Annotated in this window: 16 protein-coding genes and 1 other annotated feature; of the genes, 15 read left to right on the plus strand and 1 reads right to left on the minus strand. The window is 46.9% G+C overall.

Annotated elements, in window-relative coordinates:
• Positions 1 to 12: 12 nt before the first annotated feature.
• From Q7Q81_RS01730 to Q7Q81_RS01755, 6 genes are all read left to right on the plus strand, one after another.
• On the plus strand, positions 13 to 1,575 hold the full coding sequence (locus tag Q7Q81_RS01730) for an ABC transporter substrate-binding protein (RefSeq protein ID WP_304078114.1): 1,563 nt from the start codon (positions 13 to 15) through the stop codon (positions 1,573 to 1,575).
• A gap of 104 nt (positions 1,576 to 1,679) precedes the next feature.
• Complete coding sequence (locus Q7Q81_RS01735) at positions 1,680 to 2,615, plus strand: ABC transporter permease (RefSeq protein WP_304273208.1); 936 nt, start codon at positions 1,680 to 1,682, stop codon at positions 2,613 to 2,615.
• 5 nt (positions 2,616 to 2,620) lie between these two features.
• A complete protein-coding gene (locus Q7Q81_RS01740; RefSeq protein ID WP_021720555.1) occupies positions 2,621 to 3,493 on the plus strand; it encodes an ABC transporter permease in 873 nt (290 codons plus the stop codon).
• Positions 3,494 to 3,505: 12 nt separating this feature from the next.
• Positions 3,506 to 4,504: an ABC transporter ATP-binding protein gene (locus tag Q7Q81_RS01745; protein ID WP_210684715.1), complete on the plus strand. Its 999-nt coding sequence runs from the start codon at positions 3,506 to 3,508 to the stop codon at positions 4,502 to 4,504.
• Positions 4,501 to 5,460 carry an ABC transporter ATP-binding protein gene (locus tag Q7Q81_RS01750; protein ID WP_009145788.1) on the plus strand — a complete coding sequence of 320 codons (960 nt, stop codon included), beginning with the start codon at positions 4,501 to 4,503 and terminating at the stop codon, positions 5,458 to 5,460. Before Q7Q81_RS01745 ends, Q7Q81_RS01750 begins: the two co-directional genes overlap by 4 nt.
• A 214-nt stretch (positions 5,461 to 5,674) precedes the next feature.
• Entirely contained in the window at positions 5,675 to 6,673 is a 999-nt protein-coding gene (locus Q7Q81_RS01755; protein ID WP_304273211.1) for a PDDEXK nuclease domain-containing protein, read from the plus strand.
• A gap of 166 nt (positions 6,674 to 6,839) precedes the next feature.
• On the opposite strand, the gene Q7Q81_RS01760 is transcribed toward Q7Q81_RS01755, so the two are convergent.
• On the minus strand, positions 6,840 to 7,928 hold the full coding sequence (locus tag Q7Q81_RS01760) for a Fic family protein (protein WP_304273213.1): 1,089 nt from the start codon (positions 7,926 to 7,928) through the stop codon (positions 6,840 to 6,842).
• 169 nt (positions 7,929 to 8,097) lie between these two features.
• Positions 8,098 to 8,311: a binding site (T-box leader), on the plus strand.
• 234 nt (positions 8,312 to 8,545) lie between these two features.
• Here Q7Q81_RS01760 and pheS point away from each other — a divergent pair.
• The 9 genes from pheS to Q7Q81_RS01805 all read left to right on the plus strand — a co-directional run bounded on the left by pheS (position 8,546) and on the right by Q7Q81_RS01805 (position 19,378).
• Complete coding sequence (pheS, locus tag Q7Q81_RS01765; protein WP_304093825.1) at positions 8,546 to 9,577, plus strand: phenylalanine--tRNA ligase subunit alpha; 1,032 nt, start codon at positions 8,546 to 8,548, stop codon at positions 9,575 to 9,577.
• A gap of 12 nt (positions 9,578 to 9,589) precedes the next feature.
• Complete coding sequence (gene pheT / locus Q7Q81_RS01770) at positions 9,590 to 12,043, plus strand: phenylalanine--tRNA ligase subunit beta (protein ID WP_304273216.1); 2,454 nt, start codon at positions 9,590 to 9,592, stop codon at positions 12,041 to 12,043.
• A 167-nt stretch (positions 12,044 to 12,210) separates the two neighbouring features.
• Complete coding sequence (locus tag Q7Q81_RS01775; protein WP_304273219.1) at positions 12,211 to 12,975, plus strand: cyclase family protein; 765 nt, start codon at positions 12,211 to 12,213, stop codon at positions 12,973 to 12,975.
• Positions 12,976 to 13,123: 148 nt separating this feature from the next.
• The gene (locus Q7Q81_RS01780; protein ID WP_304273222.1) at positions 13,124 to 14,086 is read left to right on the plus strand and encodes a ComEC/Rec2 family competence protein; all 963 of its coding nucleotides are present in this window, start codon (positions 13,124 to 13,126) and stop codon (positions 14,084 to 14,086) included.
• Positions 14,087 to 14,302: 216 nt separating this feature from the next.
• A complete protein-coding gene (locus tag Q7Q81_RS01785; protein WP_304273224.1) occupies positions 14,303 to 14,743 on the plus strand; it encodes a hypothetical protein in 441 nt (146 codons plus the stop codon).
• A gap of 2 nt (positions 14,744 to 14,745) precedes the next feature.
• A complete protein-coding gene (locus Q7Q81_RS01790) occupies positions 14,746 to 15,153 on the plus strand; it encodes a (deoxy)nucleoside triphosphate pyrophosphohydrolase (RefSeq protein ID WP_368502099.1) in 408 nt (135 codons plus the stop codon).
• A 2-nt stretch (positions 15,154 to 15,155) separates the two neighbouring features.
• Complete coding sequence (locus Q7Q81_RS01795; protein ID WP_304273230.1) at positions 15,156 to 18,035, plus strand: DUF3427 domain-containing protein; 2,880 nt, start codon at positions 15,156 to 15,158, stop codon at positions 18,033 to 18,035.
• A 70-nt stretch (positions 18,036 to 18,105) separates the two neighbouring features.
• The gene (locus Q7Q81_RS01800) at positions 18,106 to 18,516 is read left to right on the plus strand and encodes a peptide deformylase (protein ID WP_293696893.1); all 411 of its coding nucleotides are present in this window, start codon (positions 18,106 to 18,108) and stop codon (positions 18,514 to 18,516) included.
• A 49-nt stretch (positions 18,517 to 18,565) separates the two neighbouring features.
• Positions 18,566 to 19,378, plus strand: coding sequence for a hypothetical protein (locus Q7Q81_RS01805; RefSeq protein WP_304273233.1), 813 nt, complete (start codon positions 18,566 to 18,568; stop codon positions 19,376 to 19,378).
• The last annotated feature ends 19 nt before the right edge of the window (positions 19,379 to 19,397 follow it).

The following is a 19,397-nucleotide window of genomic DNA, read 5'->3' on the forward strand; positions in this document are numbered from 1 at the left end:
GGAAGGTGCATTATGAAAAAATTATTAGTGCTCATCATGGCAGCTTTGATGATTCTTGCTATGGCTGTTGCAGGCTGCGGCGGCGATGACAAAAAAGCTGACAACGGCAGTACTGCACACAAGGAGAAGCTGGTTATTGGTACCGATGCCGATATCAACAACCTTAACCTGCAAAAACAACAGGACGCTGCCAACAACGTTATTCTGAAGAACACTCACCAGACTCTGGTATTCTTCAATAACGGCTCTCAAGGCAAGGAGCGTTTCGGCCCTGGTCTGGCTACCGACTGGAAGTTCGTAGATGATACCCATATCATCATGAACCTGCGTAAGGACGTATACTTCAACGACGGTAAAAAGACTCCGATGACTGCAGATGACGTTAAATTCACCCTGGATATGGCAATGAAAAACGTTATCAAATCCGCTCTGGCAGGCTATGTAAAATCTACCGTTAAAGACAAATATCAGATTGAAATCGAAATCAGCTCCTATAACAACGAGTTCATTCAATCTCTGTCCTCCGTTCCTCTGTCCATCCAATCCAAAAAAGCTTATGATGATGGTGTAAAAGAGCCGTGGCTTATCGGCACCGGCCCTTACAAATATGACAAATGGGTTCAAGGCGAATACTGCCGTCTGACCAAGGTTAAGGATTATTGGGGCAACAACCTGCCTGCAACCGAAAACTTTGCTCCCGGCATATCCGATATCATCGAATTCCGTCCGATGATTGAGGCTTCTGCTCGCGTAATGGCTCTGCAGGCCGGCGAAATCGATGTATGCGTAAATCCGCCTATCAGCGATCTGAAATTCTTGAAGGATGACAAGAATATCACTGTTTACGAACAACCCGGTACCCGTCTGTTCTACTTTGCATTCAATGTTGAAAAGAAACCGTGGGATAACCAAAAACTGCGTCAGGCTGTAGCTTGCGCAATCGACAAGAAATCTGTTCTGGACGCTGCTCTGAATGGCAAAGGCACTCTGCAAAAAACCATTCTGAACCGTGGTCTGTGGGGCTTCTATGATGAAATGCCCGGCTATGACTACAATCTGGAGCGTGCTAAACAGCTGATGAAGGAATCCGGCGTAACCGGTCCTATCAAAACCACTCTGACCTATGCAACCGGCGCTCCCTACGAGCAGATTGCAACTGTTATCCAAGCTAACCTGGCACAAATCGGTATTACCGTAGATCTGGTTCCGATGGAGCAAGCTGCTCTGAAGGCTGCCTGCAAGGACGGCAAACAAAGTCTGTTCCTGTGGCGTTGGAACGAAGACTCCAAGGTTGACTTCGTATATCGCGACCTGTTCTACACCGGTTCCGGTTCCAACTATCATCACTTCTCCGATCCGAAGGCTGACAAGCTGATTGATGATGTTGCAACCCTGAAGGATCAGAACAAACGCATGGAAGCTGGCGTTGAGCTGCAAAAATACCTGGTTGACGAATGCCCGCAGGTTCCTCTGTACATTGCTAACCTGGTAGTTGCCTACAATAAAGACCTGAAAGGTCAATATTTCTACGGCGGCGGCAACCACGATTGGCGTCATGCTTATATCGCTAAATAATTTTGCTGAAAAATTTACAAAGGCGTAAAACAAGGGAGGCGTAGTCCTCTCTTGTTTTATCATAGCACCTTTTATTTGAGTTCTACGGAAAGGAGCTTTGTTGAATGCTTAAATATGTTGTCAACAGACTCCTCAGTTTGATTCCTGTAATTTTAGTAACCTCTTTTCTGATTTACTGGGCAATGAGTCTTACTGAGGGCGACCCCGCAATGATGATTGCCGGCGACGGCGCTTCGAAGGAAATGATTGAGCAGATCCGCCATGATCTTGGTCTGGACCAGCCTTTCCTGCTGCAATATTTTAACTATATGAGAGGTATGCTTATAGGTGATATGGGCAAATCCTATGTAACCAACAAGGACGTATTCCATACCTTCTTCCAATATCTGCCGAACACCCTGTATCTGGGCGGTGCTGCTGTTATTATTGCTACTTTGGTATCCATTCCTCTGGGTATCTACACCGCTATCCACCAGAACACCTGGAAGGATACCGCAGGCATGATTTTCGCTCTGTTCGGTACCTCCATGCCTAACTTCTGGCTGGGCCTGATGCTGATTATTATCTTTGCTCTGCATCTGAGATTATTCCCGACCGGCGGCAACTTTGGCTGGAAGAGCCTGGTTCTGCCTGCTGTAACCGTAGGCTTCGGTCTGGCAGCTTTGATTACCCGTATTACCCGTTCCTCCATGCTGGACGTTATGCGTCAGGATTATATGACCACCGCGCGTGCCAAAGGCTGCAGCGAGCATCGTGTAATCTACAAGCATGGTCTGAAAAACGCACTGATTCCTATTATCACTGCTATCGGTCTGCAAATGTCTTTGGTTATCACTGGCTCCGTACTGGCTGAAACCGTATTCAGCTGGCCCGGCATCGGCCGTCTGGTATATGAATCTATTACCAGACGTGACATTCCGATGGTAACAGGTTCTATTATTCTGTGTTCTATTTTGATGTGCCTGATTAATCTGGTTGTCGATCTGGTATACGCATTCTTTGATCCGCGTATCAAGGCGCAGTACAGCAAGAAGGGGTGAGGAAGATGGCTGCAAAGAAAAGAACTAAAAGACGCACCATGTTCCAGGAAACCTGGCATCGTCTGCTGAAAAATAAGGGCGCTGTAATCGGCATGGCCTTTCTGGCACTGCTGTGCGTCATCGCTCTGGTAAGTCCCTTGGTATTCAACTATGAAACCGACGTTATCGGTCAGAACCTGGCTATTAAGCTGCAGCCTCCCAGCGGGGAGCACTGGTTCGGCACCGATGAATACGGCCGTGACCTGTTTGCACGTGTTATGTACGGCGCACGCTATTCCATGGCTATTGGTATCGGTTCCGTAGGCTTCGGTCTGATTGTTGGTACCATTTTAGGCTCTATTGCCGGCTTCTACGGCGGCAAGGCCGATGATATCATCATGCGCGGTATTGATATTTTCTACTCCATTCCTAACATTCTGAAGGCAGTAGTAATCGTATCTCTGCTGGGCACCAGCACCATCAACCTGATTATTGCTCTGGCAATTTCCTGCGCAACCAACTATGCGCGTATCGTGCGTGCTTCCGTTATGACGGTGCGTGATTTGGAATATGTTGAATCCTCCTATGCGATGGGCCTGCCCACCTGGAAGATTATTCTCAGACATATTCTGCCGAACTGCCTGTCTCCGATTATCGTACAGACTACTCTGCTGATCGGTACTACTATTATTTCCGCTTCCTCCCTGAGCTTCTTGGGTATCGGCGTACCGGCGCCTGCTCCCGAATGGGGCGCGCTGCTTTCCGGCGGCAGAGGCCATATTCGTGATGCCAGCTACATTTGTGTTATTCCCGGTTTAGCTATTATGTTTACCGTATTAGCCTTGAACCTGTTGGGCGATGGCCTGCGCGATGCGCTGGATCCTAAGCTGAAGAAATAAGGGGGCTGCATTATGGATTTAGTATTAGATATCAAGGACCTTGTGGTCCATTATGAAACAGAAGACAGCGATGTGCATGCAGTAAACGGCATTGATATCGCTATCGGCAAAAAACGTACTCTGGGCTTGGTAGGCGAAACCGGTGCGGGCAAAACCACTACCGCACTGTCTATCATGAACCTTGTTCCGGATCCTCCGGGAGTTATCAAAAGCGGTACGATTAAGCTTGAAGGCAAAAACGTACTCGAAATGAGCGAGCGTGAGCTGGAGGAAATGCGCGGTAACGACGTGGCAATGATTTTCCAGGACCCGATGACTGCGCTGAACCCTGTTATGACCGTAGGCGAGCAGATTGCCGAAAGTCTGGAGCTGCACCAGAACCTTACTCCGGAGCAATCTCTGGAAAAGGCCAAGGATATGCTGAAGCTCGTTGGTATTGCCGAAGCAAGAGCCAACGACTATCCGCATCAGTTCTCCGGCGGTATGAAGCAGCGTGTAGTTATCGCTATCGCGCTGGCCTGCAGCCCGAAGCTGCTGATTGCCGATGAACCTACCACTGCACTGGACGTAACCATTCAGGCGCAGGTACTGGAGCTGATGAAGGACCTCATCAACAACCGCGATATGTCCATGCTGATGATTACCCACAGCCTGGGTATCGTTGCCGAGGTCTGCGACGATATGGCAGTTATGTATGCCGGCCGTATTGTAGAGAAGGGCACTGTTGACGATGTATTCAACAATATGCGCCATCCCTACACCGAGGGCCTGTTCAACAGCCTGCCGAACCTGAAGGAGCAGGGCGAAATGCTGGAGCCTATCAAAGGCCTGATGCCCGACCCGGCGGATTTGCCGCCCGGATGCACCTTCGCTCCGCGTTGTCCCTATGCTACCGAAGCATGCTCTGCCTCCGTGCCTGAGCTGCATTCCGTAGATGGCAGCAAAACTCATTTTGTAGCCTGCCACGCTTATTCCAGACCCGGATTTGCTTTAAGGAGGAACCAAAAATGAGTAATGCTCCGCTGTTAGTTATTGACAATCTGTCCAAATATTTTAATACCGCTGCAGGTCAGCTGCATGCTGTCGACGGTGTAAGCTTTACTCTGGAGGAAGGCAAAACTCTGGGTATCGTAGGCGAATCCGGCTGCGGTAAATCCACCACCGGACGCTGTATTCTGAAGCTGATTGAGCCCACTAGCGGCAAAATCATCTTCCAGGGCAACGATATCACCAAGCTGAGCCGTAAGGAAATGCGCCCGCTGCGCCAAAAGATGCAGATGGTGTTCCAGGATCCGTTTTCCTCTCTGGACCCGCGTGAAACCGTTATGCAGCTTATCAGCGAGCCGATTATCGAGCATAAGCTGATTAAAGGCAGGGAAGCGATTGAAGAACGCACTCTGGAGCTGATGCGTACCGTTGGCTTGGCAGAGCGCTATGCCAATGTCTATCCGCATGAGCTGGACGGCGGCCGTCGTCAGCGTATCGGCATTGCCCGCGCTTTGGCGATGAACCCAAAAATTATTGTTTGCGACGAGCCTGTTTCCGCGCTGGACGTTTCCATTCAGGCGCAGATTCTGAACCTGCTCAAACAGCTGCAAAAGGATTTGGGACTGACCTATATCTTCATTACCCATGACCTGTCCGTAGTAAAATATTTCTCGGATGATATTGCGGTTATGTATATGGGCACTATGGTAGAAAAAGCACCTGCTAATCTGCTGTTCAAGAATCCGCTGCATCCTTACACCAAGGCACTGCTTTCGGCAATTCCTCTGCCTATCGTGGGCAAGGATAAGCCCAAGCGTCAGGTTATCAAGGGCGAAATTACTGCTCCTATCAACCTGCCGGATGCCTGCCGTTTCATGAAGCGCTGCGACTGCCCTGTTGCCGGCGTTTGCGATAAAGGCAATCCGGTATTGCGCGAGGTTGAGCCGCAGCATTTTGTTGCCTGCTCCTGCGTAAAATAATTAAAAAAAATAAATCGACTTCCTAAAGCTGAAATGTTGGTTTTGGGAGGTCGATTTTTTGTTTATTTAAGTGTTGGGAGTTTTTCTTGTTAAGCGGTTTCTTTTTTTGCTTGCGCTTATACTTAAATTTTAAATTTTATAGTGCTTTGTGATATAATAATATTATGTGAAACAAAAATAATGGTTAAATGAAAGTGAGGCGAGAGGTGTGCTGATGAATACAACGGAGTATCTCTCCATTATTGAAAATATTAAGCGTGAAATAAATGCTGCGCAATATCGTGCTGCGCTTCATGTGAATGCAGATATGCTGCTGCTTTATTATGATATTGGTTGTGTTATTAATGAGCATAAAACCTGGGGAAGCAAGTTTATTGATAATCTTGCTGCTGATATTCGCTTGGCATTTCCGAAAAGCAAAGGTTACTCCGTCCGTAATCTTAAGTATATGGCAAAGTTTGCTGAAACTTATCCGGAACGAGAATTTGTGCAACAGGTTGTTGCACAAATTCCTTGGGGGCATAATATAGTTATTCTGGATAAAGTAAATAATTTGGAAGAACGAAAATGGTACATCAAAAATTCAGCACAAAATGGTTGGTCACGTAATGTGCTAGTACATCAGATTGAAAGCAGTTTGTATCAGCGACAGGTTTTAGCAGAGAAAGTTTCTAATTTTGAAAATCGTTTACCGTCTCCACAAAGCGAATTAGCCGCACAGACCATGAAGGATCCCTACGTATTTGACTTTATTACTTTCAAAGAGGATATGCTGGAACGAGATGTTGAACAAGCTCTTGTTCGAGATGTTACTAGACTGCTTTTGGAGCTTGGAACAGGATTTGCGTTTTTGGGAAATCAATACCATCTGAATGTAGGCGGTGATGATTTTTATATTGATTTGTTGTTTTATAATATCAATTTACGCTGTTATGTAGTTATAGAACTGAAAACAGGTGATTTCAAGCCTGAATATGCAGGAAAGCTGAACTTCTACCTCTCCGCAGTAGATGGTATTTTGAAAAAGGAACAAGATAATCCGTCTATAGGCTTGCTTCTGTGTAAGAGCAAGAACAACGTTGTTGCAGAATATTCCCTGAAGGATATATCGAAACCTATTGGTGTAAGCGAGTACAAAATAACTAGCAGTTTGCCGGATAGTCTAGAAAAGCAGCTGCCTTCTATCGAGGATATTCAGAAGCGAATCCAATAAAGTTGCCTGCTCCTGCGTAAAATAATTTATATTGAAAAAATTAATCGCCCTCTGAAAAGCTGATTTCAGGGGGCGGTTTTATCTAATATGTGTTACTTTCGTCCAATTATATACCGATTTTGGACGAAAGGTTAAGGAGTTGGATGAAAGAAATGATTTAGCCTGATTATCTTAGATGGGTTTGCTGCTCAGTCGAATGTAAGGTATTGCTTGCGTAAAATGTATTTTTACCGGAGCCGTATCTGCTTATCACGCCTTCTTCTGTTAATTTCTTGAGAGCTGCAGCTGCCGAAGAAGAGCTGATGTTTGGACAAGAATTTAAAACATCATTCTTGGTAAAACGTCCCAGTTTTTGTGTAACGTAGTATCTGACAATATCATAGACAGTGCTTTTAGCTCCTGCCTGTTCTGAAATGGTAATACGTTCTTCGAATTCACGATAACATGCTAAAATGATGCCAAGCATGTATTTTATGAACGGCCGGGGATTATTTTTTTCTGTGTGCCAATTTTCGTCAGAAGCAGCCAAGCTTTCGTAATATACTTCTTTGGTATCTGCAATAGCTTTTTCAATACTTATATATTGTCCGACTACATAACCGCTGCGGTATAATAACAGTAAAGTTAATAATCTGCTCATTCGGCCGTTACCGTCATTAAACGGATGAATGCAAAGAAAATCCAAAATAAAGCAAGGTATCAGCAGCAGTGGATCAACTAATTCTTTGTTGAGGGTATTTTCGTAGCTCGCACAAATATTTTCTATGGCTTGCGGTGTTTCATATGGTAAAAGAGGCTTAAAAATTATTTGCATAGTGCCATCAGGCAAACGCATATCTATCTCATTAGCCGTATTTTTAAAAATACCACCATAGGAAAGATTAGTGAATTTTAGTAACTCTTTATGTAATTGTAAAATATAATTTGGCTTAACAGGTATGTAAGGATAATTTTCGTGTATTAGATTTAAAGCATTCCTATAACCTAAAATTTCCTTCTCATCACGATTTTTAGGTGTGGTCTTATCTTCACACAACTGTTTTAAACGGCTTTTCGTGGTAATAATACCTTCAATTCTGTTGGATGCTTCCGTGCTTTGAATTTTGGCTACCTCAACTAACCGTTCTAATTCCATAGGCTTTTGGCGCAGATATAAAGCCTGACGTCCTTTATACTCATGAATTTTTGCTATGTATGATAAAATTTCAGTGTCCCAAAGCATTGTTGACAATTTTGCATAGTCAAAATTTCTCATTTATCCACACCTTCTTTCTTCCAATATTTGTTACTTTCGTCCAATTATATACCAATTTTGGACGAAAAGCAAACAGGTTGGATGAAAGGAGAAAATAATAAATCATTTTACCCCTCTTTATCTTTTGCTCAAAAAGTGCTATAATAAACATCAAATTGAATCGACCCCTGATAACACGATGAACAAGCAAGTAGGCTTAAGGCTGTGTTTAAGAGAGCGAAGTCACCGGCTGTAAGCTTCGCACACAAAATTATGCCGAAGTTCCCTTGGGAGTGTCCTGTCTGAAGGCTGCATGGCTGTGTAGGGTGGGCGTAAGGCTGCGTTAAAGCTTGCAAATGAAGGAACAAATTTGGGTGGTACCGCGAATATTTTTCGCCCCTGTAAACTTATCAGTTTTGCAGGGGCGTTTTCTTATTTTTGGCTGACAGCTGATAAAGCATCATCTACTGCAGAAACAGCTTCTTGTACCAAAGGTATTAGCACGACCAACGATTTATCCAATTCGCATTAGCTCATGATAAATCGGGTCTTTGCGTCACGTACCTTTGGTACGCCTGCGTCGCGTTTCTTTGTATCTGATACTTTCTAAGCCGTCCAATGAAGAAAGGATGAAATCAATGAAAGAAAAATTAGAAGCATTAAAAGCACAGGCTTTAGAAGAGCTTGCTGCCGTAACTTCTCTTGATGCGCTCAAGGACCTGCGCGTCAAATATCTGGGCAAAAAAGGCCCGATGACCGAAATCCTGCGCGGTATGGGCAAGCTGCCTGCCGAAGAGCGTCCGAAAATCGGCCAGATTGTCAACGAAATCAAGGCTGAGCTGGAGGGCAAAATCAACGAAGCAACCGCCGTGCTGGAGAAGAAGGCACTGGCTGACAAGCTCGCTAATGAGCAGGTTGATATTACTCTGCCGGGCCGCAAGCCAAAAGCAGGTCATCTGCATCCAGTAACCCTGACCATGCGTGAGATTAAGAAAATCTTCATGCGCATGGGCTTTGACGTTTGCGACGGTCCGGAAATCGAGGACGTATACCACAACTTCACCGCACTGAATTTGCCTCCTGATCATCCGGCACTGGATATGCAGGATTCCTTCTATATCACCGAAAACTATCTGCTGCGCACCCAAACCTCCGGCGTGCAGGCGCGTACCTTGGAAAGCAAGGAGCCTAACACTCCGATTCGCATGATTTGCCCCGGTACCGTTTACCGCTGTGACTACGACGCAACCCATTCCCCGATGTTCCATCAGGTAGAAGGCCTTGTTGTAGATAAAAACATCAGCCTGGCAGATTTGAAGGGCACTCTGGAACTGTTCTGTAAGCAAATGTTTGGCGAGGATGTAAAGGTGCGCCTGCGTCCTTCCTACTTCCCCTTCACCGAGCCTTCCGTTGAGGTTGACGTATCCTGCCCGATTTGCCATGCTAAGGGCGGCGGCTGCCATGTCTGCAAGGACAGCGGCTGGCTGGAAATCCTCGGCGCCGGTGTTGTACATCCCAACGTATTGCGCATGAGCGGTTATGATCCTGAGAAAATGACCGGTTTTGCCTTTGGTCTGGGCGTTGAACGTATCGCTATGCTGAAATACGGCATTGACGATTTGCGCCTGTTCTTCGAAAATGACCAACGCTTCATCAGTCAATTCAAATAAGGAGGATCAATCATGCTTGCATCTTTAGAATGGTTAAAACAATATGTAGATATTAACATCTCCGTTGCGGAGCTGTGCGATAAAATTACCCGTGTCGGCCTGGAGGTTGACACTGTAGAAAAGTTAGGCGAAGGCCTGGAGGGTGTTGTTACCGGTAAGGTTATGGAAATTCACCGTCATCCCGACAGCGACCATCTGTGGGTTTGCATGCTGGATTACGGCCAAGGCGGCGAGCCGGTGCAGATTCTTACCGGCGCGCAAAATGTACATCAATATGACATTGTGCCTGTTGCCGTAGTTGGCAGCGTACTGCCTCCGAGCGAGCGCAACCCGCAAGGCCTGAAGCTGAAAAAGGCTAAAATGCGCGGTCTTGATTCCTTCGGTATGCTGTGCAGTGCCGATGAGCTGGGTATTGAATCCAAGCTGCTGCTGCCGGAGCAAAGAAACGGCATCTTCATTCTGCCGGAAAACACTCCGATTGGCGTAGACATCAAAACCGTTTTAGGCTTGGATGATACCGTTATCGATATCGACCTGACCAGCAATCGTGCGGACTGCTTCAGCATTATCGGTTTAGCGCGTGAAATCAGCGCTATTACCGGCTGCCCGCTGAAAATGCCTGCTATGGACGTTAAGGAAGCTGCCGCAGGCAAGGCAAGCGATTATGTAAACGTAAAAATTGACGCACCGGAGCTGTGCTCCCGCTTTGCTACCCGCGTGCTGAAGGACATCAAAATCATGCCTTCTCCCGAATGGATGCAGCGCCGTCTGCGTGCCTGCGGCGTGCGTCCCATCAGCAACGTAGTTGACGTTACCAACTATGTAATGCTGGAGCTGGGCCAGCCGATGCATGCTTATGATGCCGACAAGGTTGCCGGCCACACTCTGATCGTGCGCCGTGCTCAAGAGGGCGAAAAGCTTGTTACCCTCGACGGCAAGGAGCGTGAGCTGACCTCTGCTATGATTACCATCGGTGATGCCGAAAAGGCTGCCGGTCTGGGCGGTGTTATGGGCGGCCTCTTGACCGAGGTTACTGACGAAACCAAGAACGTTATTCTGGAGGCTGCTTCCTTCCACGGTCCTTCCATCCGCCGCACCTCTCGTGCGCTGGGACTGCGCAGTGAAGCCAGCGGCCGCTTTGAGCGCGGTGTGGATACCATCCGCGACCATGACGCTCTGAACCGTGCTGCTCATTTGCTGGAAGAAATGGGTGCCTGCGAAACCTTCAGCGGTATCGTAGAGGCTTATCCCGAAGAGCTGAAGCCGGCAGTAATCACCACTACCGCAGCAAAGATTAACGGCCGCATCGGCGTGAATATTGCTGAGGACGAAATGGTTGCTATTCTTACTAAATTGGGCTTCGGCGTAGAAGCAAAGGACGGCGAGCTGCTGATTACCGCTCCCACCTGGCGCCGTGATATCGACTGCGATGCCGATATCAGCGAAGAAATTGCGCGTATGCATGGCTATGATTTCATCGAAAGCCATCAGCCGGAGCTGACCATCACCCAAGGCAGCCAGTCTGTGCTGGACGATGTAAAGGACGACGTACAGGATTACATGGTAGGCGCAGGCCTGAGCGAGATGATGACCTACAGCTTCATCAAGGCTAACGCTTACGATAAAATGCTGCTGCCGGCAGATGATGCACGCCGTAACTGCATCGAGCTGCTGAACCCGATTACCGACGCATTCTCCGTAATGCGCACCACCATGATTCCGAGCGCACTGCAGACTGCCTCCTTCAACCTGCGTAACCACAACAACAGTGTTGCCTTGTTTGAAATCGGCCGTATCTTCCTGCCGAAGGCACTGCCGCTGACCGAGGATCCCGCAGAGCGTCAGCTGCTGACCGCAGTACTGAGCGGCAGCCGCAAAGCACTCAACTGGTGCGACGATAAAGGCAACGTTGACTTCTATGATATGAAGGGCATCGTTGAAGGCCTGCTGGAAGCAATGCAGGTGAGCGATTACACCATGACTCGCAGCCAACAGCCGTACCTGCATCCGGGCAAAAGCTGTGATATCGTTGTTAACGGCGAGGTTATCGGCTCCTTCGGTGAGGTGCACCCGGTAGTTCAGGAAAACTTTGAGCTGGATCAGGTTACCTACGTGCTGGAAATGGCCGTAGAGCCTTTGGTATCAAGTGCAACCGCTGTACCGCAATACAAGCATCTGCCTAAGTTCCCGAGCATGAGCCGTGATATTGCCGTTGTTGTTCCGGCAGAGGTAACCAATGCCGAGCTGGAGCAGGTTATCCGTGCGCATGCAGGCGAGCTGCTGCAGGGTGTGCGTGTATTTGATATCTATACCGGCAAGCAGGTTGCTGCAGGCTGCAAATCCATGGCCTTCAACCTGACTTATCAGGCTGCAGACCGCACCCTGACCGATGCTGAGGTTGATGCTTCCATGAAGAAGGTAATTGCTGAGGTTGCCGAAGCATATAAGGCTAAGCTGAGAGATTAATTAAGATATAATTATTACGTATAAAAGGACTCGTTGCCGCTTTTTAGCGGTGGCGGGTCTTTTGCATTGATACAAAGATTCTGTTATGCAAATATCTGCTTTACAAATTCCTATCAATGTACTATGATAATAATGAGACCAATATTTTTTATTGAGGGGGTTTTCTTATGTACAAATTATGGAATATGTTAGAGGAAATGAAATCAGACGCTTATGAATGGGTGGAGCTTTCCCACTCTATGAACAATGACAGTCCGGTGTGGAGCGGTATTCCCTCAGGCTCGGTAGAGGTTAGCAAGACAGTTTTCGATTGGGGCAACCCGATGCTGGAATGTTTGATTCAGACCTTTAAATTTCCCGGGCAATATGGCACACACATTGACTTTCCCGGTCACTTTGTTAAGGATATGCCTTTATCCGAAGCGTTTGGCGCGCAGCAGATGCTGTTTCCCTTGTGCGTGATTGATATCACTGCCAAGGTTGCAGAGGATGTGCATTACGCCGTAACGGTGGAGGATATCAAGGCTTATGAGGCAGAATATGGACCGATTCCCGACGGCGCTTTTGTGGCACTGCGCACAGACTGGTATAAAAATTGGCCTGATATGGATAAGCTGAGCGGTATTGCTGACGACGGCAGCGAAAACTTCCCCGGCTGGTCTTTGCCGGCGCTGCAATATATTTATGAAGAGCGCAATGCTGCAGCCAACGGCCACGAAACATTGGACACCGATGCTTCGGCAGAGGCTGCCAAGGCAGGAGATTTGGCGTGCGAGCGCTATGTGCTGGGCAAGGGCAAGCTGCAGATTGAAGTGCTGCAGAACCTGGACCGTGTGGCACATGCGGGAGCATTGCTTGTTGCGGCCTGGCCGCGTATTGAAGGAGCGACCGGCCTGCCGGCGCGCGTCTTGGCGATTACTCCGAAAAAATAAGAAAAATTTCAGGCCTTTTAAACTGACAGATTAAGAAAGAAGCGTACATACGATTTAAAAGTATGTACGCCTTTTTTGTATGCGTGATATAATAAATATATCAGTAAAAACTTATTAATTGAGTAAAGAAAAGGGAAGTAGGATATTCATGCGTAAATTAAAGTTTGTTTTTCAGATTATTATAGCCTTCATTGTGGCGCTGGCAGCGTACAGCGGTCTATATCAGCCAAACGCCGAAAGTGTGCGTGCGGCGGTAAAAAATAACATGCCGCAGAGCATGCAGCAAAAGCAGGACACAGGCACAGCGCAGGGCAGACTGCGCATCAGCGTGCTGGATGTGGGGCAGGCAGATGCGATTTTGCTGCAGGACGGCAAGCGTAATATCATGATTGACGTGGGCAATGACGTTAAGGACAAGGTTGGCGACAGCGGCGGCAGGCAGGCGATAATCAAGGCGCTGGATAAGGCTGGCGTCAGCAAAATCAAGACAGTTTTTGTGACACATCATCATCGTGATCATATGGGTAATATCATGTATGTGCGCGGTAAATACGGCGTCAGCAATATTTATGACAGCGGTTATGTCAACAGCGGTTACAAAGCGTCCGTGGCGCTGGACCGGGATTTGCGCGCCGGCAGGTATAACGGACAGGCGCTGAAGGCCGGGGATACGATTAAGATTGATAAAAATTATTATATTGAGGTGCTGGCGCCGGGAGACTTCCTCAGCAAAAAGGATATGAAAAATTTGAATAACACCAGCCTGGTGCTGATGCTGCATTACGGCAGCTTTAAGATGCTGCTGACGGGTGATGCGGAGGCGCCGGTGGAGGATGCGCTGCAGCAAAAATATGGCACTGCGCTGCAGGCAGATGTGCTGAAGGTGGGGCATCATGGCAGCAAGACCTCGTCCTATTGGCCGTTTGTCAGCAAGGTTAAGCCTAAATATGCACTCATCAGCTGCGGTGACTTTTCAATTTATAAACATCCGAACAAGAACGTGGTGGGCAGCTTAACGCATCTTGGCGCAAAGGTGCTGACAACACATGATCACGGTACGCTGACGGTGACGACGGACGGCAAGAGCTTTGAGGTGATGACGGAGCGGTAAAAGGTGAATAAATTTGACTTGTAACGTAAAATGGGTTACAAATCAAATTTGTGTAGAATTTATTTAATATGTACAAGCGTGTTTGAATGTACAGACGTAGTGTAGTAATAAAGGGCTTGCGGTTGCTTAAGGCGCAGATGTAGGGTAGAATAGGGAATAGAAATTCTTTACAAATAACAAGATAATAGATAAATAGGTTTGAAAGGTGTGTTTGTGATGAAGAAAATATTGTGTTTGTTGGTTTTACTACTGTCGCTGACTGCAACGTGTGCAGCCTTTAATCCGCCGCAGCCGCCGAGATGGTATTGGATAGGTTCTGATGCACATTACGGGGCGTGGATTGATACGGCAACGGCAAGATTTTATACAGGTAGCGAAGAGTATGCGCATAGAAATCATCAATGTGCGCTTGTATGGATGGAATGGTATGATGCAGATAAAGATGAATATGTTATTTCACATGATGAATATGACCTTGACTGCAGAATGAGAAGAACACTGTCTGTGACGTTTTATAATAGTCAAAATGAAGTTATTAATTCGTTTAACAGAAGCTATGCCGATTTTGAGGATATTATTCCCGGTACTAATGGAGAAGCGGTATATGATGCAGTAGTTATGTTGAAGGAAACAAGAGAAAACGCACGGAGGTTGTAATGATGAAGCATTATGAGGTAGTGGCAGCGGTAATTGAGCATGACGGCAAGATTTTGTGCATGCAGCGTAATAAAGGCAAATTTGATTATGTAAGCTATAAATTTGAGTTTCCCGGCGGTAAAGTAGAAGCCGGCGAAGAGCGTCACACTGCGCTGGAACGCGAGCTGCGTGAGGAAATGGATATGGATATTAGCATTCCCGAGGATGCGTATCTGATGACGGTAGAGCACACCTATCCGGATTTTGCGATTACTATGCATGCGTATGTGTGCAAGCTGGCACAGCCCAAGTTTGTTATGAAGGAGCATGTAGCTGCAAAATGGCTGGCGCCGGCAGAATTAAGCAGTCTGGATTGGGCGGCAGCAGATATGCCGATTGTAGAGCGTCTGCAGCATGAGGAGATTGATTAATCGTGAACAGCAGTGAACTTGCCTTGTATCTTGAGGCGGGCTTTATTGATTTTAATATTGAAACTGACGAACGATTTTTGCCTAAGATATTGACCAATAATCAGCAGGAGCAGGTAAAGGTATTGGAAAACCTGCTCTTTGAGCTGGAGCATTGTGATGAATTTTTCTTTTCTGTGGCGTTTGTAACTAACAGCGGTATTGCCTGCTTAATTGATACGCTGAAGGAATTGGAGAATAAGCATATTAAGGGAAAAATTTTGGCCTCGCAATACCAAAACTTTACGGAACCGCGAGCGCTGCGCAGATTACTGCAGTTTCATAATCTGGAATTAAAGATAATCACCTCTGATTATAATTTTCATGCTAAGGGTTACTTGTTCCATACACATGCAACCTCTGCTAAGGATGAAAATTATACCATGATTGTTGGCAGCAGTAATTTGACGCAAAGTGCGCTGACGGTTAACCGCGAGTGGAATGTGCAGCTTTCTTCCATGAAGGATGGCGCTTTGATCAGGCAGATGCAGGAGGAGCTTAATCAGGCGTGGGATGATGCTACGCCTGTTACTGAGGAATGGATTGCTGCCTATGAGCGCATTTATGGTGAAGCGCGCAGCCAACGACAGCGTGCTTATACAAAAATACATAAGCTGTACAAAATCAATCCTAATAAAATGCAGGCAGCAGCCTTACAAAATATTGCAGCGCTTAGGGCAGAGGGCAAAAATCGCGCTTTGCTGATTTCTGCTACTGGTACCGGTAAAACGTATCTTTCGGCCTTTGATGTTAGGGCAGCGCAGCCGAAACGCTGCCTGTTTATAGTGCATCGCGGGCTGATTGCGCGTAAATCTAAGGAGAGCTTTGAGCAGATCATTGATGAGCATATTACGACTGGTTTGTTTACCAGCGGTCACAGAGAAATCGACAGGGATTATGTTTTTGCTACAGTGCAGACCTTGGTGAAGGATGAAAACCTGCATGCCTTTGCACCAGATGCTTTTGACTATATTATTATCGACGAAGCGCACCATGCAGGAGCTAAGAGCTACCAAAAGGTGCTGAGCTATTTTAAGCCTAAGTTTTTACTGGGTATGACAGCAACGCCGGAGCGCTCCGATGACTGCGATATTTTTAAAACCTTCGACCATAATATTGCTTACGAAATCCGTTTAAATCAGGCCTTGGCTGAAAATATGCTGGTGCCGTTTCATTATCACGGCGTAAGCGAAATTGTTGTAGATGGCGAGCTTTTAGATGATAATGCTGATTTTGTCCGCCTGACGAGTGAAGAACGTGTCAAAAATATCCTGTATTATGCAGATTTTTATGGCTGTGACCAAGGGCGCGTCAAGGGTATTGTCTTTTGCAGCAGGATAGAAGAAGCGAGGTCTTTAGCTGAGGCGTTTAATAAGCATGGCAAAAGAGCTGCCTTTTTGGCTGGTGCTACCAGTGAGGAAGAGCGTGCAAGGCTTATCAAACGTCTTGAAAGCGACGAGGAGGGCGTAGATAAGCTCGATTATCTTTTCTCCGTTGATGTTTTGAATGAGGGCGTAGATATTCCTTCCGTCAATCAGATTATTATGCTGCGTCCGACGCAGTCTGCTATTGTTTTTGTACAGCAGCTTGGCCGTGGTCTGCGTAAGAGCAAGGCGAAGCGCTATCTGGAGGTTATTGATTTTATCGGTAACTATGAAAACAATTACATGTTGCCGATAGCTTTGTATGACGACCGTAGCGGCAGTAAGGAAAAGTTGCGTCGCATTGTGCATAATAACTTTTTACCGGGTGCTTCGACGGTTTATTTTACTGATGTAGTTCGTGAGCGCATTTTTGAATCCTTAAATAAAAATAATTTTCTGGAGCTGCGTCAGCTAAAGGAATCCTATCAGTTAGTTAAATCTAAGCTAGGTCATGCACCGATGATGCTTGATTTTCTGGCTTTGGGTGACAAGGATCCATATCTGTTTATCCAAAAGAAAAAATCCTATTACAATTTCAGGCAATATGCAGATCCTTACGAAAGCACGATGAGTGCAATGCATGGCAGGCTGTTGGAGTTTATCTGCTTGGAGCTTGCTAATGGCAGACGCTTGGAAGAGGTTGTGCTGCTGCGCTGTTTAATGCAGCATACGCAAATTGATGTGCCTGCGTTTATGCAATATATGCAGGATAAGTATCAGCTTACTACTTCGGTAGCAACTGTTGCCAGCGTAGTGAATGTATTGAGTATGCAATTTTTTAAAACTGCGGATGCCCAAAAATATGGTAATATGCCGTTGGTGAATGCGAATGCAGATAGCATCTGTTTAAGTGAAAAATTTAGCAGCATGCTTGCGAATAAAGAATTTTACGGCTATGTTAATGATGCTTTGGCCTATGCGGAAAAACGCTTTTTGTCTGATTATAAGCCAGCAAAATTTTATTATGGCTTTAAGCTTTATGGTTCATATACGCGTAAGGATGTCTGCCGTATATTGAACTGGGCGAAGGATGAAAGCGCTGTTGTTTATGGCTATAGGGTTAAATACAACACCTGTCCGATATTTGTAACCTATAAAAAGGATGAAAATATCAGTGAAAGCACTAAATATGATGACAGATTTGCCAGTCCTACGATTTTTAACTGGCAGACGCGCAGCAGAGTAAATATTGATTCGCCTGAGGTTGTAGCGATTGAACAGCCGGAAACACTGAAGCTCCTGTTTATCAAAAAGAGTGATGCTGAGGGCTCAGAATTTTACTTTATGGGCGAAATGCTGCATAAGCAGAGCATCGGTACCACTATTACCGGCAACAAGGGTGAAAAGCTTTCTATTGTGCAAATGTTTTACGAAATGAAAACGCCGGTAGAGGCAAAGATTTATGATTATTTTGAAGGATGATATTAATGTTATTCTTGGGCGTTGCGTCAGATAAGGCTGGCGCTAAGCAAAAAACCTACGGAGGTACACCATGGAAAAACCAATAATTAGAGACGAAGCCTTTTTGGCACAAAAATCGCAGCCTGCAACCTTTATGGATATTGCAGTAGCGCAGGATTTATTAGATACGCTCGCAGCTCATGCGGACCGCTGCGTGGGCCTGGCAGCAAACATGATCGGCGTATCCAAATGCGTTATCGCCGTAAATATCGGCCCTACGAATATTGCTATGCTGAACCCGGAGATTATCAAGCGCTCCGGCAAGTATATGACGGAGGAAGGCTGCCTGTCGCTGGAGGGCGAGCGTGCTGCAGTGCGCTACGAAAAAATTACCGTGGCTTATCAGGACATGCAGTTTAAAAAGTGCAAGCAGAGCTTCAGCGGCTTTACGGCTCAGATTATCCAGCATGAGATTGACCATTGCCATGGTATTATAATTTAAGCGCAGAGATGGCCCGAGAAACTGCAAAGTGCTTGTTTATTCAAAAAGAATGTTAGAAATTATCTTAGAAAATATCGTCACTGCTCCCGAAAGGCTTGGCCTGCCTGCAGCGTATGCGGAGTCCGACGTACTGCTTTACAGGCAGTACGGACGCTATGACACGGTTGCCGTGCAGCGCGAGGGCAGGCAATTACTCGAGCGTGCGGAAGCATTGCAGGCGGAGCATGACATAGCTGCATTGCCAAGGCTTGGCAAGCAATATGCCGAGTGGAGCAAAAAGCTGCAGCAGCTAAAGTTCAAACGCCTGCTACATGGCGAGTTTGCTGCGGGCAAGGGCATTACGCTTTATGTGAATGCTATCAGGCAGGAATGTGCTGAGCATGGCTGGGATTACGCAGCCTATTATGATTCCGTGCTGGTGCATGAGCGTGTACATCTGCTGCATTATCAGGCGGTGCTGGCGCATTTTGGCGCTGCCGGCGCAGCGGTGCAGAGTGCGGAGTACAAGCAGGCGCAGCGCTATTGGTATGGCCGGCAGACGGAGGCGGCGCAGGCTGCCGTGGTCAAGGAAACGTTGGCGGAGTTTGCCCGCTGGCTGTGCTGCCTGCAGCAGGGGCAGCATAGTATAGCGCAGGCGTTTTTGCAGACGCCCGAGGAGGCGCGGACATGCATTCCGCACTATCCTTATGCAGGAGTGCGGGGACTGTGCGCGTTGCACGCAAGTTCGCCGCAGGCGGCAGTGCGGGCGTACAGCGAGCTGTGGCAGCTGTCGCTGACGAGCTGGCAGCAGGCGTATGCGCGGATAAAGCAGTTGAACGCAGCAAAATTGCAAAAAAATAACAGCCCAATTCTCAAAGCATGAGTTTTGGGCTGTTTTCTTA

Source organism: Phascolarctobacterium succinatutens (assembly GCF_958453765.1).
GTDB lineage: Bacteria > Bacillota > Negativicutes > Acidaminococcales > Acidaminococcaceae > Phascolarctobacterium_A > Phascolarctobacterium_A succinatutens_B.